22 protein-coding genes and 2 pseudogenes are annotated in these 21288 nt (G+C 71.0%); 14 read left to right on the top strand and 10 right to left on the bottom strand.

Features of this window, described 5'->3' with window-relative positions; translation table 11 throughout:
* Window positions 1–21 precede the first annotated feature (21 nt).
* Entirely contained in the window at window positions 22–972 is a 951-nt protein-coding gene (locus ACZ6KO_RS16295) for an EamA family transporter (RefSeq protein WP_469304626.1), read from the top strand.
* A 27-nt stretch (window positions 973–999) separates the two neighbouring features.
* On the opposite strand, the gene ACZ6KO_RS16290 is transcribed toward ACZ6KO_RS16295, so the two are convergent.
* The 4 genes from ACZ6KO_RS16290 to ACZ6KO_RS16275 all read right to left on the bottom strand — a co-directional run bounded on the left by ACZ6KO_RS16290 (window position 1000) and on the right by ACZ6KO_RS16275 (window position 5007).
* Window positions 1000–1791: a trypsin-like serine peptidase gene (locus ACZ6KO_RS16290; protein ID WP_469304625.1), complete on the bottom strand. Its 792-nt coding sequence runs from the start codon at window positions 1789–1791 to the stop codon at window positions 1000–1002.
* A complete protein-coding gene (locus ACZ6KO_RS16285) occupies window positions 1788–2909 on the bottom strand; it encodes an alpha/beta hydrolase (protein WP_469304624.1) in 1122 nt (373 codons plus the stop codon). Before ACZ6KO_RS16285 ends, ACZ6KO_RS16290 begins: the two co-directional genes overlap by 4 nt.
* 197 nt (window positions 2910–3106) lie before the next feature.
* Window positions 3107–4384, bottom strand: coding sequence for an alpha/beta hydrolase-fold protein (locus ACZ6KO_RS16280; protein ID WP_469304623.1), 1278 nt, complete (start codon window positions 4382–4384; stop codon window positions 3107–3109).
* A 185-nt stretch (window positions 4385–4569) separates the two neighbouring features.
* Window positions 4570–5007: a MarR family winged helix-turn-helix transcriptional regulator gene (locus ACZ6KO_RS16275; protein ID WP_401456304.1), complete on the bottom strand. Its 438-nt coding sequence runs from the start codon at window positions 5005–5007 to the stop codon at window positions 4570–4572.
* Window positions 5008–5086: 79 nt separating this feature from the next.
* Here ACZ6KO_RS16275 and ACZ6KO_RS16270 point away from each other — a divergent pair, with 79 nt between their 5' ends.
* The 3 genes from ACZ6KO_RS16270 to ACZ6KO_RS16260 all read left to right on the top strand — a co-directional run bounded on the left by ACZ6KO_RS16270 (window position 5087) and on the right by ACZ6KO_RS16260 (window position 9574).
* Entirely contained in the window at window positions 5087–6070 is a 984-nt protein-coding gene (locus ACZ6KO_RS16270; protein WP_469304622.1) for an SMP-30/gluconolactonase/LRE family protein, read from the top strand.
* 759 nt (window positions 6071–6829) lie between these two features.
* The gene (locus tag ACZ6KO_RS16265) at window positions 6830–8917 is read left to right on the top strand and encodes a type I restriction-modification system subunit M/S (RefSeq protein ID WP_469304621.1); all 2088 of its coding nucleotides are present in this window, start codon (window positions 6830–6832) and stop codon (window positions 8915–8917) included.
* 75 nt (window positions 8918–8992) lie between these two features.
* The gene (locus tag ACZ6KO_RS16260) at window positions 8993–9574 is read left to right on the top strand and encodes a Uma2 family endonuclease (protein ID WP_469304620.1); all 582 of its coding nucleotides are present in this window, start codon (window positions 8993–8995) and stop codon (window positions 9572–9574) included.
* Between the two features lie 66 nt (window positions 9575–9640).
* Here the strand turns inward: ACZ6KO_RS16260 and ACZ6KO_RS16255 are convergent.
* A pseudogene (locus ACZ6KO_RS16255) lies at window positions 9641–9763 on the bottom strand (type II toxin-antitoxin system prevent-host-death family antitoxin); the annotation flags it as partial.
* Between ACZ6KO_RS16255 and ACZ6KO_RS16250 the strand changes: the two are divergent.
* Window positions 9754–9918: pseudogene (locus ACZ6KO_RS16250) on the top strand (type II toxin-antitoxin system RelE family toxin); the annotation flags it as partial. The pseudogenes ACZ6KO_RS16255 and ACZ6KO_RS16250 sit on opposite strands and share 10 nt — an antisense overlap.
* Window positions 9919–10083: 165 nt before the next feature.
* Here ACZ6KO_RS16250 and ACZ6KO_RS16245 read toward each other — a convergent pair.
* A complete protein-coding gene (locus ACZ6KO_RS16245; protein WP_369476925.1) occupies window positions 10084–10230 on the bottom strand; it encodes a hypothetical protein in 147 nt (48 codons plus the stop codon).
* A 333-nt stretch (window positions 10231–10563) separates the two neighbouring features.
* Here ACZ6KO_RS16245 and ACZ6KO_RS16240 point away from each other — a divergent pair, with 333 nt between their 5' ends.
* From ACZ6KO_RS16240 to ACZ6KO_RS16230, 3 genes are all read left to right on the top strand, one after another.
* Window positions 10564–11178 carry an antibiotic biosynthesis monooxygenase gene (locus ACZ6KO_RS16240; protein WP_356779038.1) on the top strand — a complete coding sequence of 205 codons (615 nt, stop codon included), beginning with the start codon at window positions 10564–10566 and terminating at the stop codon, window positions 11176–11178.
* Between the two features lie 159 nt (window positions 11179–11337).
* Complete coding sequence (locus ACZ6KO_RS16235; RefSeq protein ID WP_030774626.1) at window positions 11338–11607, top strand: type II toxin-antitoxin system Phd/YefM family antitoxin; 270 nt, start codon at window positions 11338–11340, stop codon at window positions 11605–11607.
* Complete coding sequence (locus tag ACZ6KO_RS16230) at window positions 11600–11863, top strand: type II toxin-antitoxin system RelE family toxin (RefSeq protein WP_030207783.1); 264 nt, start codon at window positions 11600–11602, stop codon at window positions 11861–11863. The genes ACZ6KO_RS16235 and ACZ6KO_RS16230 overlap by 8 nt, the downstream gene beginning before the upstream one ends.
* 84 nt (window positions 11864–11947) lie before the next feature.
* Here ACZ6KO_RS16230 and ychF read toward each other — a convergent pair whose 3' ends face one another.
* Window positions 11948–13036 (bottom strand): redox-regulated ATPase YchF, encoded by a 1089-nt coding sequence (gene ychF, locus ACZ6KO_RS16225; protein WP_469304619.1) that lies wholly within the window; start codon window positions 13034–13036, stop codon window positions 11948–11950.
* A gap of 109 nt (window positions 13037–13145) precedes the next feature.
* Between ychF and ACZ6KO_RS16220 the strand changes: the two genes are divergently transcribed.
* Window positions 13146–13700, top strand: coding sequence for a DUF6542 domain-containing protein (locus ACZ6KO_RS16220; RefSeq protein WP_469304618.1), 555 nt, complete (start codon window positions 13146–13148; stop codon window positions 13698–13700).
* Between the two features lie 94 nt (window positions 13701–13794).
* Here ACZ6KO_RS16220 and ppgK read toward each other — a convergent pair whose 3' ends face one another.
* Together ppgK and ACZ6KO_RS16210 are read right to left on the bottom strand one after the other, a co-directional pair.
* Entirely contained in the window at window positions 13795–14547 is a 753-nt protein-coding gene (ppgK, locus tag ACZ6KO_RS16215; RefSeq protein WP_469304617.1) for a polyphosphate--glucose phosphotransferase, read from the bottom strand.
* Window positions 14548–14565: 18 nt separating this feature from the next.
* Window positions 14566–15561: a 4-hydroxy-3-methylbut-2-enyl diphosphate reductase gene (locus tag ACZ6KO_RS16210; RefSeq protein WP_469304616.1), complete on the bottom strand. Its 996-nt coding sequence runs from the start codon at window positions 15559–15561 to the stop codon at window positions 14566–14568.
* An 86-nt stretch (window positions 15562–15647) separates the two neighbouring features.
* Between ACZ6KO_RS16210 and ACZ6KO_RS16205 the strand changes: the two genes are divergently transcribed.
* The 4 genes from ACZ6KO_RS16205 (at window position 15648) to ACZ6KO_RS16190 (ending at window position 19339) form a co-directional block, all read left to right on the top strand.
* Complete coding sequence (locus ACZ6KO_RS16205; protein ID WP_469304615.1) at window positions 15648–17054, top strand: APC family permease; 1407 nt, start codon at window positions 15648–15650, stop codon at window positions 17052–17054.
* A 9-nt stretch (window positions 17055–17063) separates the two neighbouring features.
* Window positions 17064–18272, top strand: a complete 1209-nt coding sequence (xseA, locus tag ACZ6KO_RS16200) for an exodeoxyribonuclease VII large subunit (protein WP_469304614.1) — start codon at window positions 17064–17066, stop codon at window positions 18270–18272.
* 112 nt (window positions 18273–18384) lie between these two features.
* Window positions 18385–18648 carry an exodeoxyribonuclease VII small subunit gene (locus tag ACZ6KO_RS16195; protein ID WP_469304613.1) on the top strand — a complete coding sequence of 88 codons (264 nt, stop codon included), beginning with the start codon at window positions 18385–18387 and terminating at the stop codon, window positions 18646–18648.
* A gap of 100 nt (window positions 18649–18748) precedes the next feature.
* Window positions 18749–19339 (top strand): malonic semialdehyde reductase, encoded by a 591-nt coding sequence (locus ACZ6KO_RS16190; RefSeq protein WP_469304612.1) that lies wholly within the window; start codon window positions 18749–18751, stop codon window positions 19337–19339.
* Between the two features lie 66 nt (window positions 19340–19405).
* Here the strand turns inward: ACZ6KO_RS16190 and ACZ6KO_RS16185 are convergent, their stop codons facing one another.
* Window positions 19406–19921 (bottom strand): DUF4245 domain-containing protein, encoded by a 516-nt coding sequence (locus ACZ6KO_RS16185; RefSeq protein ID WP_401456375.1) that lies wholly within the window; start codon window positions 19919–19921, stop codon window positions 19406–19408.
* Window positions 19922–20103: 182 nt separating this feature from the next.
* Between ACZ6KO_RS16185 and glpX the strand changes: the two genes are divergently transcribed.
* Window positions 20104–21135 (top strand): class II fructose-bisphosphatase, encoded by a 1032-nt coding sequence (gene glpX / locus ACZ6KO_RS16180; protein ID WP_469304611.1) that lies wholly within the window; start codon window positions 20104–20106, stop codon window positions 21133–21135.
* The last annotated feature ends 153 nt before the right edge of the window (window positions 21136–21288 follow it).

The following is a 21288-nucleotide window of genomic DNA, read 5'->3' as shown; positions in this document are numbered from 1 at the left end:
GACCGGACCTAGGATCCGGCCGTGCGCACCACGAAGCCCGTCGCGGGCACCACCGGGAAGTCATCGTCCGCCGCCTCCCCCGCGAGGCGGGTCACCGGCGCCGTCTGGGTGGCCCTGACCATCGTCTACGTGGTGTGGGGCTCGACCTACCTCGCCATCCGGGTCGTGGTCGAGACGCTGCCGCCGTTCCTCTCGGCCGGCGCCCGCTTCGTGACCGCCGGGCTGCTGCTGACCGCGCTCGTGGCGTGGCGGCAGGGCCCGGCGGCCCTGAAGGTCACCCGGGCCCAGCTCGGTTCGGCCCTGCTGGTCGGCCTGCTGCTGATCCTCGGCGGCAACGGCCTGGTCGTGCTCGCCGAGACCTCGATCCCCTCGGGGCTGGCCGCGCTGCTGGTGGCCGCCGTCCCCATGTGGGTGGTGCTGCTGCGTGCGGGCGGCGGGGACCGGCCCTCGCCGCGCACCCTGGGTGGCGTGCTGGTGGGGCTGGCGGGGCTCGCGGTGCTGACCTCGTCCGGGCTGAGCGGCTCGGTGGCGCTGTGGGGGGTGGGCCTGGTGCTGGCCGCGTCCGTGCTGTGGTCGGTGGGTTCGTTCTCCTCCGGCAGGCTGCCGATGCCGAAGAATCCTTTCACCGCGAGCGCGTACGAGATGATCGTGGGCGGTGCCGGCGCGGTGGCCGTGGGCCTCCTGCGCGGGGAGCAGCGGGGAATGGACCTGGCCGAGGTGTCCACCGGCTCGTGGGTGGCGCTCGGCTATCTCGTCGTGTTCGGCTCGCTGGTCGCCTTCACCGCGTACGCCTGGCTGCTGCAGTCGGCGCCGCTGTCGCTGACCGCGACGTACGCGTACGTCAATCCGGTCGTCGCCGTGATCCTGGGGGCCCTGATCCTCGACGAGGCGCTGACCTGGCCGATCGTGGCCGGCGGCGCGATCGTGGTGCTGGCGGTCGGCGTGATCGTCTCCACCGAGCGCAAGAGCTGACCGGTACGCCCACGCCTGCCCAGGCGGTCAGCCGCGGGCGGCCTTCTCGTAGAGGGCCTTCGCCCGTCCGTCGAACAGGGCGGCGGTGGAGTCCACGTCCGTGTCCCCGCCGCTGAGGACCCCGATCAGCCGGCCCGGCAGGCCCGGGCCGCCGCGGTCGGCGACCCAGGGGCTTCCGCTGGTGCCCGTCCAGAAGCCCGCGCAGCTGATGTACAGCATGTCGGGCTCGTCCTCGTCGTGGTCGGTCCGCGTGGTGCACGAGACCGGTTTGTTCTCCGGGTTGTGGTCGGACTCCGGGTACCCGACGACGGTCACGTCGCGCTGGTAGCCGGAGGTCCAGTCGGGTATCGGGGCCTCGCCCCGGCCGCCCACCGCGTCCTGGAGGCTGCGGCCGTCCTTGTCGGGCTCGACCGTGAGGAAGGCGTAGTCGGCGGTGTCCTCGCCCCACCGCGTCCAGCGCTCGTCGACGTGGATCGCGCGGACCTTCCACAGGCCCAGCGGATGCCTGCCCGAACTGCCGGAGAAGGCGGGGGCGAAGGACAGGTCACCGATGGCGAGGCCGTCGTGCGCGACCTCCCCCGGCTGCCCGTCGGCCCCCTCGGGAGCCACGCAGTGCGCGGCGGTGACGACGACGTTCCCCTTCGGGCTGTCGACCACGCTCGCCGTGCACCAGTGCTCCCCGTTGGCCATCAGCACGCCCACGGCCGGGAACGGCGAGGCGGGTATGTCCTCCTGCGTCGTCGTCCTGACGAAGGCCACGGCCGCCAGCGCCGCGATGCCGGCGGCCGCGGCGGACGCGCCCTTGACCGCTGTGCTCACCGCGCGCCGGGATCGGGGGTGGGCGGCGACATCACCTTGCTGATCCACTCCAGCGATCCCTCCCTCATTCCTCGTACGTACGACTTTCCGTTGTGCTCCCCATCCTGGATCACCTGGAGCCGGGTGTGCACGGGGCCCTTGGTGTAATCCCGTATGAACTTCTCCGCCTTGTCGCGGCCGGACTCGGCGGTGCCGATCTGGAAGTTGATGTAGACGTCCGGGCCGCCCTTGGCGATCAGCTTCTGGGCGAGCTTCTCCGGGTTGTTCGCGTCCATGGCCTGCGTGTTCCCCTTCCACAGCGGGGAATCGGGCACGATGTCGACGCCGCTGGCGATCACTGCCTTGAACCGGTCGGGGTGCTTCAGGACGTGCTTGAGCGCGCCGAAGCCGCCCGAGGAGGAGCCCATGAAGGCCCAGCCGTCGCGGGAGGTGAAGGTGCGGAAATTGGCCTTCACGAAATCCGGTACGTCATCGGCCATCCAGGTGCCCATCTTGGGCTGACCGGGGATGTCCGAGCCGTCGAAGTGGTTCTTGGTGTCGGCGTTGATCACCGGCATGACGAGGATGAAGGGCAGGCTTTTGCCCTCCTTCGCGCCGTCGATCACGGCCTGCTGGAGGCCCAGGCCCGGGCCGGTGCCCCAGTAGTTCTTGGGGTAGCCGCGGCCGCCGGGCAGCGAGATCAGGACGGGGAAGGCGCTCTTGGCGTACTGCTTGTCGTAGTACTCCTTGGGGACCCACACCCACACGTCGCCGGTGAAGCCGGACTTCGCGCCCTTGAGGGTGGTCTGCGCGATCTGGGTGCCGTCGGGCAGCTTGCTGGTGCGGATGAACTCGGCCTGCGGCCCCGTCGGCAGCCGTACGCCGGTCCGCGCGTCGCCGTTCGCGGCGGCCTCCTGGACCTTGCCGAACGACGTGGGGTCCCCTATGTCGGAGAAGAGGCCGAACTTGTACGCCGCGCCGCCGCCGACGGCCACGGTGAGCGCGAGCGCCCCGCCGATCAGGAGCGTGCGGCGGGAGGGGCGGCGGCGCCGGGGGCGGGCCCCGGGCTCCGGCCCGGCCGCCGGCGCCCCCGGACCCGGCTGCTGATGGCTGCGCTGTTCCAGCTGGTCTTGCTGCACAGAAGTGTCCCGTTTCTGGTTGATCCCCCTTGCCCCCTTACAGAGGCAGGAACGAGCGATTGGGTTGCCCGGAGACCGCCGGAGGATCAACAGGAACGGCCCCGGGACCGGCCGGTGCTGGACTGGGCTGGGCTGGACTGGGCTGGGCTGGGCTGGGCTGGCGACCGGCGGGCGACCGGCCGGTGCCGGGCCGGGGATCAGCCGGTGCTGGGCTTGGGCCCCTTCATCACCTTGCTGATCGTCTCCAGGCCGTTCTCCTTCATGCCCCGGACGTAGTCCCAGCCGTTGTGGTCGCCGCCCTGGATCTCGTAGATCGTGACCTTGACCGGCCCCTTGCCGTAGCTCTGCTGGAACTTCTCCAGCCGGGCCCGGCCGCCCTCCTTGGTGCCGTACTGGAAGGCGACGGTCACCTCGGGGCCCTTGCTGTCGATCAGCTTCTGCGCGAGCTTCTCGGGGTTGTTCGCGTCCATCTCCTTCTGGAAGCCCTTCCAGAGCGGGGAGTCGGGCACGACCTCGCCACCGTTGGCGATCACGGCCTTGAACTTGTCCGGGTGCTGCATGAGCTGCTTCAGGCCGACGAAGGCGCCGGAGGAGTTGCCCATGAAGGCCCAGCCGTCACGGGACTTGTAGGTGCGGAAGTTGGCCTTGGCGAAGTCCGGGACGTCCTCGGCCATCCAGGTGCCCATCTTGGGCTGGTTGGGTATGTCCGAGCCGTCGTAGTAGTACTTGGCGTCCGGGTTGAGGACCGGCATGATCACGACGAAGGGCAGGCTCTTGCCCTTCTCGGCCTGCTCGGCGATCGCCTTCTGCAGGCCCAGGCTGCGGTCGGCCCAGTAGTTGGCCGGGAAACCGTTGCCGCCGGGGAGCGCGATGAGGACCGGGAAGCCGGACTTGGCGTACTTCGGGTCGTCGTACTCCTTGGGCGTCCACACCCAGACGTCGCTCTCGAAGCCGGACTTGGCGCCCTTGAGGCGGGTCTTGGATATGCGCGTGCCGTCGTCGAGCTTGGTGGTCTGCTTGAACGCCGCCTCGGGGCCGGTGGGCAGGGACACGTCCGGGTCGCCGGTGGGCTTGGCCGAGGAACCGGAGCTCGCGCCGCCGCCGCCCGCGGCGGGCGGGGTCTTGCCGTACGAGACGGCCTCGCCGTTGCCGTCGAACCAGTCGGTCTTGAAGTACGCCCAGCCGCCACCGCCGGCGAGCAGCGCGCAGACGACCACCGCGCTGATCCATATCTTCTTCTTCGACTTCTTGGGCGGCCGGACCGGCTCGGGGGCCTCGTAGTGGCCCTGCTGCTGGGGCTCGTACGCGTACTGCGGCGGCTGCTGCTGGCGGTCGTACGGGTACTGCTGGCGGGGCGGCGGCGGGTAGGCGGGGAACTCCTGGGTGGCCTGACCGTCGTGCCCATGGGGCTGCTGCGGCCGGTGTCCCGGGTACGGCTGGTCATCAGGCCGCGGGCGCTGCGGGTACTGGTGCACGGACTTCGCTCCGAACGGTCATGACTGCCCCCACGGGACAGAAACGGCTAGGGATTCCCTCTACTCCTGATGCGCTAACCCCGCGCCAGGTTTCACATCCCGGCCAAAACATGAGGTGAATCTCATCTCACCGAGGCACGCGCCGGCGCACTCACCGGCGCCGACCGGCGCGCTGACCAGCGCTCTCACCGCTGCGCGTCGAGCGCCTCGGTCACCCGCTCCAGCATCGCGATGAGCTGCTCGCGCTCGCCGGCCGAGAACGCGGCGGCCAGCGCCCGCTCCACCCGTACGGCGGCGGCGTCGGCGACGTCCATCACGGCCCGGCCCTCGTCGGTGAGCCGGGTCTCCAGCACGTTGCGGTGCCACTCGTGCGGGGTCCGCTCGATGAAGCCGCGCTCCTGGAGGTTCTTCAGCACGGTGGTCATGGTCGGCGGAGTGACCCCGCACTCGCGGGCGAGCGCGGCGGCGGAGATGCCGGGCTTCTCGGAGAGGACGAACAGCGCGGCGTACTGCGGAACCGTTACTCCGGCCGGCTTCAGCGCGGCGTGCTTGGTGGCGAGCAGGGCCTGCTCGGCGCGCTTGAGGTAGGCGCCGATGCGCTCCTCGGCGGGCATGGAGGTCATCCCAGCATCCTAAGGCTCTTGCGTTCATTAGAGCTCTAATCTAGCTTCAACCACACACGATCAAGAGAGGTCTCACGGAATGAAGCGCACGAAGAACGCCACGGCAGCCACCGCCGCCACCCTGGCCGCACTGGCCCTGACCGCGTCGCTCACCACCGGCGTCACCGCCCCCTCCGCCCACGCCGCGGAGCGGATATCCACCGCGTTCGTCCTGCCCGGCGCCAAGGTCTACCCGGAGGGCATCACCACCGACCGGCGCACCGGCGACGTGTACGTCGGCTCGTACGCGGACGGCACCGTCTACCGCGCCCGCCCGGGCAGCCGGCGGGCCGAGGTGTTCCTGGCGGCGGGCACGGACGGACGCGACACGGCCAACGGCCTGACCGTCGACCCCCACGGCCGCCTGTGGGTGACGGACTCGACGACGGGCGTGGCGGTCTACGACACCCGCACCGGCGCCCGCCTGGCCCACTTCGAGGCCACGGGCACGACACCGTTCTTCATCAACGACCTGACCATCACCCCGGACGGCACCGCCTACCTGACGGACAGCCTGCGCGGCGTGATCCACCGCGTCACCCCGGAGCTGCTCGCGGCGGGCACGGGCACCCTGGAGACCGCGTACGACCTGCACACCGCGCCCGGCGGCCTGACCCTCAACGGCATCGTCTCGGACCCGGGCGGCCGCTTCCTGCTGGCGGTGGACATGACGGCAGGCGTCCTGCACCGCGTCGACCTGCGCACCGGCACCGTCAGCCGGGTCACGCTCCACGGCGGCGACCTCACCCACGCCGACGGGCTGGCCCTCTCCGCCGACGGCGCCACCCTGCGCGTGGCCCACAACACCACGAACACCCTGACCCGGTGGCACCTCTCCCCCGACGGCCGCCACGCCTACCTGGTCCGCACCCTCACCGACCCGTCGCTCCAGATCCCGACCACCCTGACCCACACGCGGGGCCGCACCCTGGTGGTCCGCAGCCAGTTCGACAAGGACGGCCCGCTGACCCCGTCGACGGGCCGCCCGACCACATTCACGGTGGCCACGATCCGCACCCTCTGACCCACCCGCCCCACACCCCCGGCCCTTCACCCACCCACCCGGGCGAAGGGCCGGACCCGCCCCACCACACAGGACCGGCCCGCCGCCCCAGAACCGCACAAACCAATGCCGGCACCCTCACAGCCCGACCGATACGGCCTGCCCTCGCGGAACCCGCGCGCCGGGCCTACCGCGTCCGCCTGGACCCCATGACGCCCCCGGCGGCCGGCACGAGCCGGTCGCCCTCCGCCAGGCCCTGACCGACCTCGGCGCCCGCACCCTCCGTCGTCCCGCCCCTCACCGCGAGCCTGCGCGCCGCCCCGGCGAACGACTCCCTGGCCGGACCGGCAGCCCGACAGGTACGCCCTCTGGGCGGACCTGGTCGAGGAGACGCGCACGCAGTCCCTGCTGGAGCCACCAAACCCCCGCCGGCGACGACGTCTTCGTCGACATCACGCGGATGGACCGCGCCGCCCCGCACCCCCTGTGAGGTGCGCCACAACCGAAGGCCTGCACGCGGGGACCTCTCCCGCACCGCACCCCCTCTCCTGTCCTCGCGAGCAGCAAGATCTCGGCACGTTCTCCGCGCAGTTCTACTGCGCAGTTCTCCGTGAGCGATACACGGCGCGGCCCGCTCCCCGGCATCAACCAGTGTGCGCTGCTACTTTGGTGACGTCTCCTCAGGGAACCTCGGAAGAGACCCCTGAGCGGACCCTGAGGACGAAATCCGGCAGGAAAGTGCGCAGTACATCTGCGCACATTATTCCGATAGGAGTTCCCATGGAGAGCACGGGCCCGAACGGCCCCGCCGCGGTGGCCGTGGACCGGCTGTGGCGGACGTACGCACCCTTTCAGCGGGGCCGCAGCACGGACCGCGACCTCACCGCCATGCTCGCCATCCTGGTGCTCGCCCGGTTCATCGACCCGGCGAACGACCCGGGTGAGGAACTCACGAAGCGATGGTCCCGAGCCCTTGCGGAGGCACAGACCGGGTCCCCCCCGCTGAGGGACCTGAACGACGCGCTGCTCCTCGCTTCCCGGCACGACCGGTTTCCCGTACTCACACCCTGGAATCCGGAGAGCGTGTTCGCAGACAGGGGCGAGGCGGACGACCTGCCCTGGGTGGCGGCCTTCCTCACCGCGCTCCAGCAGCCTCCCGCGGCCGCCGAGGCCGGACTCGAAGAAGTCGGCGACCTGCTCCTGGAACGGTTCGCCGCGGAGAGCACGGCCCGGACGGGCGAGTACCACACCCCTCGCTCGCTGGCACGGCTGCTCGTGGAAGCCCTCTCCCCCCAGCCCGGCGACCGGGTGCTCGACCCCGCCTGCGGCACCGGCGGGTTCCTCACCGCCGCGGCCCAGTACGTCGCACAGCAGGGTCACGGTGGCGCAGCCTCGTTCGAGGGCTACGCCCTGGATCACCGCAACCCCCAACTGGCCATGCTGAACCTGTCCCTGCACGGCGTCGAGCGGCCCTTCGTGGGTGCCTCCGACCCCGGGTCGCTGTTCCGGGGTCCGGGCAGCGGCATGGCCGAGTTCGTCATGTGCAATCCGCCGTTCAACCAGCGTGTCCAGGGGCTGGAGAACCTCGACTGGCCCTTCGGAACGCCGCCCGAGTCGAGCGCGAACTTCGCCTGGATCCAACTCGCGTGGACCCGGCTCAGCGAGACGGGGAAGGCGGCCCTGATCATGCCGACGGGCGCCGCCTCCGTACGCGATCGAGCGCAGGAGAACCGCCGGGGCCTGCTGGCCCGAAGGGCGCTGCTCGCCGTCGTCGCGCTACCGGAAGGGATGTTCTCGCCCCACACGACCGTTCCTGTGCACCTCTGGATACTGGCTCGTGACGCCTCGCGCCATCTCCCCGACGGGGAGACCGGGTCCGTCCTCTTCATCGACGCGAGCCGGCTCGGCACGCAGGGTCCGCGCCAGGCGCGCGCACTCGGTCCGGCGGACCGGCGCCGCATCAGCGATAGGTTCCACGCCTGGCTGCGCTCTCCCCTCGCGACCCCCGAAGAACCCGGATTCTCCCGCTCGGTCTCGTACGACGAGATCCTGGAGAACGAAGGATGCCCCCTCGACCCCAAGCTGTACGTGGCGCCTGCCCTCGAGCAACCGACCGCGGCACTGGACGTACGCCGCCGGCTCGACCACCTGGTGGAGCAGGCCGCATCGGCGACCGGCTCGACGACTCGCGTCCGCAAGAGCTTCGACCGGAGCGAGCGGGTGGCGCGCACCGGGACCGGGACCCCGCGCGTGCCGCTCCGGCGCGTGCTGGAGGACACCGGGGAAGGGGGGCTCGACGCTCCGGGCCAGCTGCTCGCCGGGCCGTCGGGAAGCCTGATCCGCGCCGACGACTACGTCGACACCGGCGGCGTCCCCGTCGTGATGCCCAAGGACCTGACCGGCAGCGACTTCAGCACGGCGAGCATCCGGCACATCAGCGAGCGGCACGCCGGCCGACTGGAACGCTTCCGCCTCCGCCCCGGCGACGTCGTTCTGGCACGCCGCGGGGAACTCGGGCGGGCCGCCGTCGTCCGCGAGGAACAGCGCGGCTGGGTGTGCGGCACCGGGTGCTTCCTGCTGCGCCCGCCTGCCGGGCTCGACGCCGACTACTTCGCCGCGTACCTGCGCGGTCCAGAGGCGCGTACGTGGCTGGAGGCCCATTCCACGGGAAGCATGAAGATGAAGACGATCTCCCTCGACGTGCTCGGTGAGCTGCCCGTGGTCCTGCCCGGCCTGACGACCCAGCAGGCGATCGCCGACACGATGAAGCGGCTGGACGAACATGAGCGCCTGCTGCGCGAACAGCTCGCCCTGACGCAACGCATCCGTCGGGACGCGCTTGACGGCGGCATCGTCCCCACGCGGTAGGCCCCCGTAGCCGGGCGGGGGCCGGGGCTACAGGAGCACCCGGCCCGCTGCGGCCCCAGCCGCTACCGTGAAGCCATGACCGCACTGCCCGACTGGATGCGCCCGCCCCGCGCGGAAGGCTGGTTCGCGGAGGACCTGGACCACCTCCCCGAGGCCCCGCGCCACACCGAGCTGATCGACGGAGTCCTCGTATTCATGATGTCGCCCCAGCGGTCCTGGCACGGTCGTCTCCTCACCGCGCTGACCACCACGCTCATGGCGCAGGCACCGGCCGGCGTCGAGGTCGAGCGGGAGATGACGATCCGCCTCGATGCCCGTAACCGCCCCGAGCCGGACCTCCTGCTGACGAACCTGCCCTACGACCCCGACCGCACCTGCTACGCCCCCGATGACGTGCTGCTCGTCGCGGAGGTCGTCTCCCCCGAGTCCGCCCACCGGGACCGCACGGTCAAGCTCCGCAAGTACGCGGAAGCGGGCATCGCGCACTACTGGTGCATCGACGACGTGGACGGCGCGCCCGTCGTCCACGTCTACGAGCTCGACGAACCGACCGGTTCCTACGCACCCGCCGGCATCTTCCGGGGCACCCTGCACCGCCCGGTGCCCTTCGAGATCAGCCTGGACCTCGACACGCTCACACCCCCGCGCAGCAGCTGAACGCCGCCGTGCAGGCCCATCCGGGCAGTCAGTAGTGGTATCTGGCTGCGAGGATGATGATCTCCTTGCGGCGCCCGCACCCGCGTCCGCCGAATCCGGATCGATCAGCTCCCGCTCGGACACGTTGATGTGCGCCAGCGCGTTCTCGTACGCCTTCAGCAGGCGGCGCGCATTCGCCGGTGAGCGCAGACTCCCTCGGCTTCAACACCACCGCGCTCGTGTCGCAGCCAGAACGCCGGCGATTGCGAGTGGGCGACTACCGAGTCGTCTACACGATCGACAACGGGGTACTTGTGGTGCGGGTCGTACACGTCGGGCACCGCTCCACCGTTTACGACACCTGATACTGACTGATTCAGCGTCAGAATATCCAGCACCCATCCAGCACGGTGACGACGAAAAGGTCGACTCCATGAGAAGTCGACCCCTTCTGACCTGCACGCTTGACGAATCACCTAGCCTGCAGTGCCGGCACGATCACACGTTGAAGCGGAATGTCTGCGGACTGGCTACGGGGTCTCGACGGCGTCGAGGTGCCTGCGCAGCTCGGCCGCGATGTCTTCGTCGCCACCCTCGGCCGGCAGCGGCCACAGGTCCTGCTCGCCGTTCGCCACGGCGAGGCCGCTCGCGAACCAGACGAGGTGCGGTGCGGGCACGAAGGAGTCCCGGAGCCACCGCGCAACGTGGGCTCGGGAATGTCTCCCTCAGAGTCCTCTCCAGGGAGTCGACCGTAGCGCGCCAGGCTCCGCACCGTGAAGCGTCACGGTCTCCTCGCCCCGCTGGACCGCGCACCGGCGCCCTTCAGGCGAGCCGAACGGCTGATGGATGATCAGACGCCCAGCGCCATCCCAGCACGGGAAACAGCAGGGGCCAACGGCTCACCTCTTCACCTGAATGCCCCTGCCGCGTTGCCCCCCATCCGCCCCGGTCATCGCATGGAGTGGGAAAAGGAGCCCGCGCGGGGCCACCGGAAGGCAGGAAAGGGCGCTATGTACGTTCGCAGCATCTATGCAACGGGTGATCCGGCCGAGCTCGACGGAGTCGCCGAGGCGCTCCGGACCGACGGGCGCGCGCTGCTGTCGGCGCAACCGGGCTTTCGCGGGATGGGGCTGTTCGCCGACCGCGAGCTCGGCAAGCTCCTGGTGGGATCGTGGTGGGAGGACGAGGCCTCCCGGCAGGCCAGCTACGAGAACCTGAGCAAGCGGCGGGCCGAGATGATGGCGCCGTTCGCGCAGACCGTGACGGTCGACAACTGGGAAGCGGCGGTCGCCCGGCGCGCAGAGGAACTCGGGCCGGGCGCGGGGTTCCGGCTGGTCCACATGGACGTCGAGCCGGCCGACATCGACCTGCTGGTGGACACGTTCCGCGACACCTCACTGCCCAAGGTCCAGAAGGTCCCCGGACTGGCCGGCATCTCCCTGCTCATCGATCGCGACGGGGGCAGAGCCGCTGTCGGCGCGCTCTACGCCGACCGCGACGCACTCGTGGCATCCCGTGGCGCCGTCGCGGCGGTCCGCGGAGAGGCCACGGCGAAGGCTCGCGCAACCACCCGCAGCCTCGAGGAATTCGAGGTGGTCCTCGCCACGGCGGTACCCCACGCCTGACCCTGCCTCCGCTTCCGCGATCGCGAGTCAGCACCAAGTCGGCATGAGCATGCCAGAACGGGTTCTGTCCCCGGAATCAGCCACCCAATCGGCGGCTCATCCCAACGAGTGCATGCAACCCCGATTGTGTACACATGGCACACTCGGTACCCTTGAGGCATGACTCAGCCGCTGCCCATAGAGTCCATCCGCGACGTACGCGCCCACTTGGCCGAAGTCGTCGAACGGGCCGACCGCGACGACGTGCCCACTGTCATCACCCGTCGCGGAAAGCAGGTCGCCGCCGTGGTCTCGATCGAGGTGCTGCGCAAATACCAGGAGTGGGAAGAGCGCGAGATCAACCGCATCATCGACGAGCGCATGGCGAGCCCGGCCGTCGGCGTCCCGATCGAGGACGTGATGAGGGAGACGCTGGCACGCAGTGAGTGACTATCGCACGGTGTTCCGGCCCGAGGCCCAGGCCGAGCTGCGCAAGATCCCGCGTGACATGGCGCTTCGCATCCTGGCCAAACTGACAGAGCTGGAGAGCGACCCCTTCGGCTTCAACACCACGGCACTCGTATCCCAGCCTGAGCGCCGCCGCCTACGGGTCGGCGACTACCGTGTCGTCTACACGATCGACAACGGGGAGCTGGTGGTGTGGGTCGTACACGTCGGACACCGCTCCACGGTCTACGACACGTAGCTGCTCCCGGTTCTGCGGACTGTTGCGGACAGCAGAAGGACCTGACCTGCATCCTCGCAGGTCAGGCCGCATCTGGATACGCGATCAGACGTTGAAGCGGAACTCCACCACGTCGCCGTCCTGCATCACGTAGTCCTTGCCCTCCATGCGGGCCTTGCCCTTCGCGCGGGCCTCCGCCACCGAGCCGCATTCGACCAGGTCCGCGAACGAGATGACCTCGGCCTTGATGAAGCCGCGCTGGAAGTCGGTGTGGATGACGCCAGCGGCCTCGGGGGCCGTGGCGCCCTTCTTGATGGTCCAGGCGCGGGTTTCCTTCGGGCCGGCCGTCAGGTACGTCTGCAGGCCCAGCGTGTCGAAGCCGACGCGGCCCAGGGTGGCCAGGCCCGGCTCGTCCTGGCCGACGGACTGGAGGAGCTCCAGGGCCTCCTCGTCGTCCAGCTCGGCGAGGTCCGCCTCCAGCTTGGCGTTGAGGAAGATGGCCTCGGCCGGGGCGACCAGGGCGGACTGCTCGGCCTTGAAGGCGTCGTCCGTCAGCTCGTCCTCGTCCACGTTGAAGACGTAGAGGAACGGCTTGGTGGTGAGCAGGTGCAGCTCGTGCAGCAGGTCGCCCTGCTCCGTGCCCTTGGTGATGCCCTGGGAGAAGAGGGTGTCGCCCGCTTCGAGGATGGCCTGGGCCTTCTCGACGGCGGCGAGGACGGCGACCTTGTCCTTCTGGAGGCGGGACTCCTTCGTCAGGCGGGGGATCGCCTTCTCGATGGACTGGAGGTCGGCGAGGATCAGCTCGGTGTTGATCGTCTCGATGTCGTCCTTCGGCGAGACCTTGCCGTCGACGTGCACGACGTTCTCGTCCTTGAAGGCGCGGATGACCTGGCAGATCGCGTCCGACTCGCGGATGTTCGCCAGGAACTTGTTGCCCAGGCCCTCACCCTCCGAGGCGCCGCGGACGATGCCCGCGATGTCGACGAAGTCCACCGTCGCCGGGAGGAGCTTCTGCGAGTTGAAGATGCCCGCCAGGACCGCCAGACGGGGGTCCGGTACGCCGACCACGCCGACGTTCGGCTCGATGGTGGCGAACGGGTAGTTGGCCGCCAGCACGTCGTTCTTGGTCAGGGCGTTGAACAGGGTCGACTTGCCGACATTCGGCAGACCGACGATTCCGATCGTGAGCGACACGTTGGCGACTTCCCGTAGCTGCTGGAGGATACGGCCCGGGCACGGGCCGTCAGACAGTTTACGCGTGTCCCACGGGGCTCCGAGGGGGTGCGACGCCTAGCCTCGTGGGGTGGAGCAATACAGGACGCGGTCAGATCATCACGCCGCGCAGCGGCAGCGGCCCCCGGCGCAGCGCGGGCCGGCCGCCGGCGTACCCGGACCCCGGCCGACGGCCCGGCCGCGGCCCCGGCCGGGCTCCGGCGCGGGCCCCGACCGTGCCCCGGGGGCGGCCCGGCGGTTTCCGCGGCCCCTGCTGACCGGCCTCGGCGGCGGGCTGTTCGCCTGCGTCGCCATGGCGCTGGCCGCCGGCATCGACTGGCTGATCTTCGATTCGTCCATGCTCGGGTACGGGCTGCTCTTCCTGCCCGCGGCCGCCGCCACCGCCCTCTGGGTCCGCCCCGCCGACCTGATCACCGCGCCCATCGCCGTCCCGATCGCCTTCGCGGTCGGCGTGTGGCCCCTCGCGGGCGGGTCGGGCGGCCTCGGGGGCCAGCTGATGGGCGTGGTCACGGCGCTGTCGCTGAACGCCGGCTGGCTGTACGCCGGCACGCTCCTGGCCGCCCTGATCGTCGTCGTCAGGAAGGCCGCGCTCATCGGGCGGCGGCGCGTCCCCCGCCGGGCCTAGAGGTCTAGAGGTCTAGAGGTCTAGAGGTCTAGAGGTCTAGAGGGTCTAGGGGTCTCGGGGTCTGGGGTCTGGGGTCTGTCGCCCCGGTACCCGGTCACGCCTGCGCCGCCCTGGCCGCCATCGCCGCGCCCACGATGCCCGCGTTGTTCTGCAGCGCCGCCGGGACGATCTCGGCGCGGACGCCCTCGATCAGCGGCAGGAACTTCTCCGGCCGCCGGCTGACGCCGCCGCCGAGGATGAACAGGTCGGGCGAGAAGAGCATCTCCACGTGCTCCAGGTACCTCGACAGCCGCCGGGCCCACCGCTCCCAGCTGAGGTCTCCGTCGTCCTTGGCCTTCACCGACGCCCGCTTCTCCGCGTCGTGGCCCTTGAGCTCCAGGTGCCCCAGCTCGCTGTTGCTCACCAGCCGCCCGTCCGTGAAGAGCGCGCTGCCGATGCCCGTGCCCAGCGTCAGCAGGATGACCGTGCCGCCGCGTCCGCGCCCGGCGCCGTACGTCATCTCGGCGATCCCCGCCGCGTCCGCGTCGTTGAGGACGGTGACCGGGCTCCCGTCCAGCTCGCGCGAGAGCAGCGCGGCGGCGTCCGTGCCGACCCAGCCCGGGTCGACGTTCGCCGCCGTACGGGTGACGCCGTGCGTGACCACGCCCGGGAAGGTGACGCCGACCGGCCCGGTCCACCCGAAGTGCCGGACGACCTCGGCGACGCAGCCGGCGACCCCCTCGGGGGTGGCCGGCTGCGGCGTCAGTACTTTGTGGCGCTCCCGCGCCAGGTCTCCGCGCTCCAGGTCGACCGGAGCGCCCTTGATGCCGGATCCGCCGATGTCCACACCCATGATCTGCGTCTGCATGGACATACGGTACGAAAACTACTCCTGACCGGCGACCAGTTCCGCCGCTTCGGCGCGCAGGTCGCGGCGCAGCTCCTTGGGCAGCGAGAAGGTGATCGACTCCTCGGCCGTCTTGACCAGCTCGACGTCCGCGTAACCGCGCTCCGCCAGCCACCCCAGGACCTCCTCGACCAGGACCTCCGGCACGGAGGCGCCCGAGGTCAGGCCGACCGTGGTGACGCCCTCCAGCCAGGCCTCGTCGATCTCGCTGGCGAAGTCCACCAGGTACGCGGCGCGGGCGCCGGCGTCCTTCGCGACCTCGACCAGCCGGATGGAGTTCGAGGAGTTCTTCGAGCCGACCACGATGACCAGGTCGGAGTCGGCGCCCATCACCTTCACCGCCGCCTGGCGGTTCGAGGTGGCGTAGCAGATGTCGTCGCTCGGCGGCGAGACCAGCAGCGGGAACTTGGTCTTCAGCGCGTCGACCGTCTCCATCGTCTCGTCGACCGAGAGGGTGGTCTGGGAGAGCCAGACGACCTTGGACTCGTCGCGGACGGTGACCTTCTCGACGTCGTGCGGGCCGTCCACGATCGTGATGTGGTCCGGGGCCTCGCCGGAGGTGCCGATGACCTCCTCGTGGCCCTCGTGGCCGATGAGGAGGATGTCGAAGTCCTCGTTGGCGTACCGGATCGCTTCCTTGTGCACCTTGGTGACCAGCGGGCAGGTCGCGTCGATCGTGGCGAGCCTGCCGCGCGCGGCCTCCTCGTGGACGACCGGGGCGACGCCGTGCGCGGAGAACATCACGATGTTGCCCGGGGGCACCTCCTCCGTCCGCTCGACGAAGATCGCGCCCTTTTTCTCCAGCGTCTGGACCACGTACTTGTTGTGCACGATCTCGTGACGGACGTAGACCGGCGCACCGTACTGCTCGAGAGCCTTCTCGACAGCGATCACGGCTCGGTCGACGCCCGCGCAGTAGCCGCGAGGCGCGGCGAGCAGGACACGGCGGGAAGCGGGAGCAGTCATGCCCTCCATCGTACGGGGGCGCTCAGCAGGCAGATCGTCGCCCGGTCGGCGCACACTTGATCGCAAACCTGTCCGCAGCGTCGCTCGGAGGACGGATGGCGTCCGGCACCGAATCCCCCACGGCCGCCCGGGCCCCCGACGGGCGGCTCTCGCGGAGTCTGGGCTTCCGCGACCTGGTGGTCTACGGGCTGCTGTTCATCGCCCCGATGGCCCCGGTCGGGATCTTCGGCACCCTGGACGCCAGGTCGCACGGCGCGGTCGCGCTCGTGTACCTCGTGGCGACCGTCGCGATGGCGTGCACCGCCTTCTCGTACGCCCAGATGGTGCGGGTCGCCCCGCAGGCCGGCTCGGTGTTCACGTACGCGCGCAAGGGCCTGGGCGAGGGGCCGGGGCTGATCGCCGGGTGGATGGCGATGCTGGACTACCTGCTGATCCCGGCCGTGGCGTACCTCTTCTCGGGCATCGCCATGAACGCGCTGGTCCCCGGGGTCTCGCGGTGGGTGTGGACGGCGCTGGCGGTGCTGGTGACGACCCTGCTCAACCTCTGGGGGGTACGGGTGGCGGCGCGCGTCGGCTTCGCGGTGCTGGCGATGGAGATCGCGGTCCTGGTGGTGTTCGTGGTCTCGGCGGTGACCGTGCTGGCCGGCGGCGGCGCGCGGCGCGGCTGGCTGTCGCCGCTGACCGGGGACGGCTCGCTCGGTTTCTCCCTGGCGGCGGTGCTGGGCGCGGTGTCGGTGGCGGTGCTGTCGTACCTGGGCTTCGACGCGATCGCCTCGTTCGCCGAGGAGGTCACCGGCGGTTCGGCGAAGGTGGCGCGGGCGGTGCTGTTCTGTCTGGGCCTGACCGGGGTGCTGTTCTTCGCGCAGACCTACCTGGCGGCGCTGCTCGCGCCGGTGACGGCGGCGGAGCTGGCGGCCGACCCGGGCGCGCAGGGGCCGGCGTTCTACGACACGGTGGACGCGGCGGTCGGCGGCTGGCTGCACGACCTGGTGGCGGTCAGCAAGGCGATCGGGGCGGCGTTCGCGGCGCTGGCCGGGCAGGCGGCGGCCGGCCGGCTGCTGTTCGCGATGGCGCGCGAGGGCCGGCTGCCGCGGGCGCTGGCGCACACCTCGGGCGGAACGCCGCGCCGGGCGCTGCTGGTGGCGGCCTCGGTGACGCTGGTGGCCGCGGTGTGGGCGGCGCGGCGCGACGACGGGCTGGACCACCTGGTGTCGGTGGTGGACATCGGGGCGCTGGTGGCGTTCACGCTGCTGCACGCCTCGGTGGTGGGCTGGTTCGTGGTCCGCCGGGCGGCGGGCCCGCCCGTCTGGTGGCGGCACCTGCTGGTCCCGGTGCTGGGAGCGGCGGTGACGCTCGCGGTGATCGTCGAGGCCGCGCCCGCCGCGCAGCTGGTGGGGGCGATCTGGCTGGCCGTGGGGCTGGTGGTGCTGGTGGCGCAGCGGGGGCGACGCGCGGGGCCGCCTCCCGCCGATCCCAAGGGGACTGTCGGTGCGGGCGGTTAGCCTGCGTGCATGGGTCTGAATACGTCGGCCGAGGCGCCGCTGCCCGTCGGCCAGGTGTCCCGGCTCATCGGGGGCTGGATCGAGCGGCTGGGCCAGGTGTGGGTGGAGGGGCAGATCACGCAGCTGTCGCGGCGGCCGGGTGCGGGGGTGGTCTTCCTGACGCTGCGCGATCCGTCGCACGACATCTCGGTGAGCGTGACCTGCTACCGGCAGGTGTACGACGAGGTCGCGGACGCGGTGTCGGAGGGCGCGCGGGTGATCATGCTGGCCAAGCCGGAGTGGTACGCGCCGCGCGGGCAGCTGTCGCTGCGGGCCACCGAGATACGGCCGGTGGGCATCGGTGAGCTGCTGGCGCGGCTGGAGCGGCTGAAGCGGTCCCTGGCGGCGGAGGGGCTGTTCGCCCTGGACCGCAAGAAGCCGCTGCCCTTCCTGCCGCAGCTGATCGGGCTGGTGGTCGGGCGGGCGTCGGCGGCCGAGCGGGACGTGCTGGAGAACGCCCGGCGGCGCTGGCCGGCGGTCCGCTTCGAGGTGCGCAACGTGGCGGTGCAGGGGGTCCACGCGGTGCCGCAGGTGGTGCAGGCCGTCAAGGAGCTGGACGCGCTCGACGAGGTCGACGTGATCATCGTGGCCCGCGGCGGCGGCAGCGTGGAGGACCTGCTTCCGTTCTCCGACGAGCAGGTGGTCCGTACGGTCGCCGAGGCCCGTACGCCGGTGGTCTCGGCGATCGGCCACGAGCCGGACTCGCCGCTGCTGGACCTGGTGGCGGACCTGCGGGCCTCGACCCCGACGGACGCCGCGAAGAAGGTGGTCCCGGACGTCGGGGAGGAGATGGAGCGGGTGGAGCAGCTGCGGGGCCGCGCGCTGCGCGCCGTACGGGGGCTGCTGGACCGGGAGGAGCGGGGGCTGGCGCACGCGCTGGCGCGGCCGGTGTTCACGCATCCCCAGCGGATGACCGAGACCCGCGAGGACGAGCTGGCGGCGCTGCTGGCGCGCAGCCGGCGCACGCTGGGGCACCTGCTGGACCGGGCCGACTCCGAGCTCGCGCACACCCTGGCCCGGGTGGTGGCGCTGTCCCCCGCGGCGACCCTGGAGCGGGGGTACGCGGTCCTCCAGCGGGCGGACGGGCACGTGGTGCGCTCGCCGGAGGAGGCCGGTCCCGACGAGGTGCTGCGGGCGCGGGTGGCGCAGGGCGAGTTCACGGTGCGGGTCACCGGGTAGCGGCCGGGCGGGCGCGGGCGGGCGGGCGCGGCGAGACGGTGGAGCCGTGCGGCCCACGCGCTTTCATACGCACGCAACAAATTGATTGCATTACACACATAAGGTGGCAGGAATGGCCGAGGCGGATACGGCACTGGGGTACGAGCAGGCCCGCGACGAGCTCATCGAGGTCGTGCGGCGCCTGGAGGCGGGCGGCACCTCGCTGGAGGAGTCGCTGGCGCTCTGGGAGCGCGGCGAGGAGCTCGCGAAGGTCTGCCGGCACTGGCTGGAGGGGGCCCGGGCCCGGCTGGACTCGGCGCTGGCGGCCCGGGAGGCGGAGGAGACCGGCCCCGCCGGCGGCGACCGGGAGGGCGGCGGGCCGGGAGCGTCCTTGTGATCCGGGTCACGAACCACCCGGTTTAGTTGAAATTTCATCTATTCGGCTCGTAGAGTCGGGGACATCGCTTGACCCACCCGTTTTGGAAGAAGGCTTTCCGATGTCCCTCGTTCTCGACGCCGCCGCCCAGGACCTCCTGTTCCGCGAGGCCCGCACCGCCAACTCGTTCTCCGACGAGCCGGTGACCGACGAGCAGGTCCAGGCCATCTACGACCTGGTCAAGTACGGCCCGACCGCCTTCAACCAGACGCCGCTGCGCATCACCCTGGTCCGTTCCGCCGAGGCCCGCGAGCGCCTGGTGAAGCACATGGCCGAGGGCAACCAGGCCAAGACCGCCGCCGCCCCGCTGGTCGCCATCCTCGCCGCGGACAACGAGTTCCACGAGGAGCTCCCGGCCCTGCTGCCGCACTTCCCGCAGGCCAAGGACCTGTTCTTCGCCGAGCGCCCGGCCCGTGAGCACTCCGCGCTGGTGAACGCCGCCCTCCAGGCCGCGTACTTCATCGTGGGCGTGCGCGCCGCCGGCCTGGCCGCGGGCCCCATGACCGGCCTGGACTTCGCCGGCCTCCAGAAGGAGTTCCTGGACGACGACCACACCCCGCTGATGGTGATCAACATCGGCAAGCCGGGCGAGAACGCCTGGTTCCCGCGCTCCCCGCGCCTGGACTTCGACCAGGTCGTCACGACCGTCTGAGCCCTTGCGCGCACCGCAGGTACGACAAAGGCCCGCCCCCACCAGGGGGCGGGCCTTCGCCGTACCTCAGCCCTTCTTGAACTCCAGCGCCGCCGCCAGCTTCCCCAGCTGCTCGAAGCCCGCGGTGCCGGTGACCACGGTGACGTGGTCCTGCTCCTTGCGCACCAGCGCGTCGTACTTCTCGCCGTCCCAGCGCTGCCACACCAGATCGCCGACCGCCTGCGTCTGCCCGGTGTCGGTGGCCTGCTGGGTGACCTTCGCCAGGTACTTCGGCGAGAGGTCCGTGGACTGCTCGACCGCCGCGTACTGGTCGCCCGGGTCCAGGAAGCCCAGATGCCAGGCGTTGGCGTTCTTGCGCTGGTACGTGACGGAGGTCGCCCGCCACTCCTGCGGCAGGCCCACGGGGGCGGCCACGGGGTACGGCGCCGCACGCCGCGCGGTGAGGGTCTCGACGCGGTAGTCCACGACGCGCGTCGGGTCGGCGTCCTCGTCGTGCGGGACGAAGATGTAGATCCCGGCGACGACGACCAGGATCACCGCCAGCGACCGGACCATGTCCCAGATCGTCTGCTTGCCTTTCATACCTGCCACGCCCCCATCGTCCCGCATGCCCCGCGGCGATCGTGGGCAGGGGTCCGTACCCGGCCGTTCGATGACCGATACGGCGCTCATACGTGACCCCCTCTGCTCAATATGTCGACCTAACGATAGAGTTCCAGCACCCTCACATCTCCGGCCGTCGTCGTACAGAAAGGTGCGCTCCGATGACCGAGCACAACCTGCCGCCCCAGCTCGAAGTCTCGCCCGAAGCCCCCGACCGCAACCTCGCCCTGGAACTGGTCCGGGTGACCGAGGCCGCCGCCATGGCGGCCGGCCGCTGGGTCGGACGCGGCGACAAGATCGGCGCGGACGGCGCCGCGGTCAACGCCATGCGGACCCTGATCTCCACCGTCTCGATGAACGGCGTCGTCGTCATCGGCGAGGGCGAGAAGGACGAAGCCCCGATGCTGTACAACGGCGAGCGGGTCGGCGACGGCACCGGCGCCGAGGTCGACATCGCCGTCGACCCGATCGACGGCACCACCCTGAACGCCAAGGGCATGCCGAACGCCATCGCCGTCCTGGCCGCCGCGGACCGCGGCACCGTGTTCGACCCGTCCGCGGTCTTCTACATGGACAAGCTGGTCACCGGCCCCGAGGCCGCCGACTTCGTCGACATCAACGCCCCCGTCTCGGTCAACATCCGCCGGGTCGCCAAGGCCAAGGGCATGGCCGCCGAGGACGTCACCGTCGTCATCCTGGACCGCCCGCGCCACGAGGGCATCGTCAAGGAGATCCGCGAGACCGGCGCGCGCATCAAGTTCATCTCCGACGGCGACGTCGCCGGCTCCATCATGGCCGCCCGCGAGGGCACCGGTGTGGACCTGCTGCTCGGCATCGGCGGCACCCCCGAGGGCATCATCTCGGCCTGCGCCATCAAGTGCCTCGGCGGCACGATCCAGGGCAAGCTGTGGCCGAAGGACGACGCCGAGCGCCAGAAGGCCCTCGACGCCGGCCACGACCTGGGCCGGGTCCTGCACACCAACGACCTGGTGTCCGGCGAGAACGTCTTCTTCGTCGCCACCGGCATCACGGACGGCGAGCTGCTGCGCGGTGTCCACTACCGCTCGGAGACCGCGACCACGTCGTCGCTGGTCATGCGCTCGAAGTCGGGCACGATCCGCAAGATCGACTCCACCCACCGGCTCTCGAAGCTGCGCGCCTACAGCGCGGTCGACTTCGACCGCGCCCAGTAGGACACCCCGGCCGCCCACCGCGGCGGCCGCGGCGCGCGCGGGCGGCAGGGCGCGCGCCGCACGACGAGAGGGGCGGTTCCCGTGTGCGGCGGGACCGCCCCTCTTCGTCTGCGCGTACTCGGACTCCGCCCCGGACTCCGCCCCGGCCTCCGG

The sequence above is a fragment of the Streptomyces sp. NPDC042102 genome (assembly GCF_055582305.1).
This window is presented reverse-complemented; position numbering and strand designations above follow the sequence as displayed.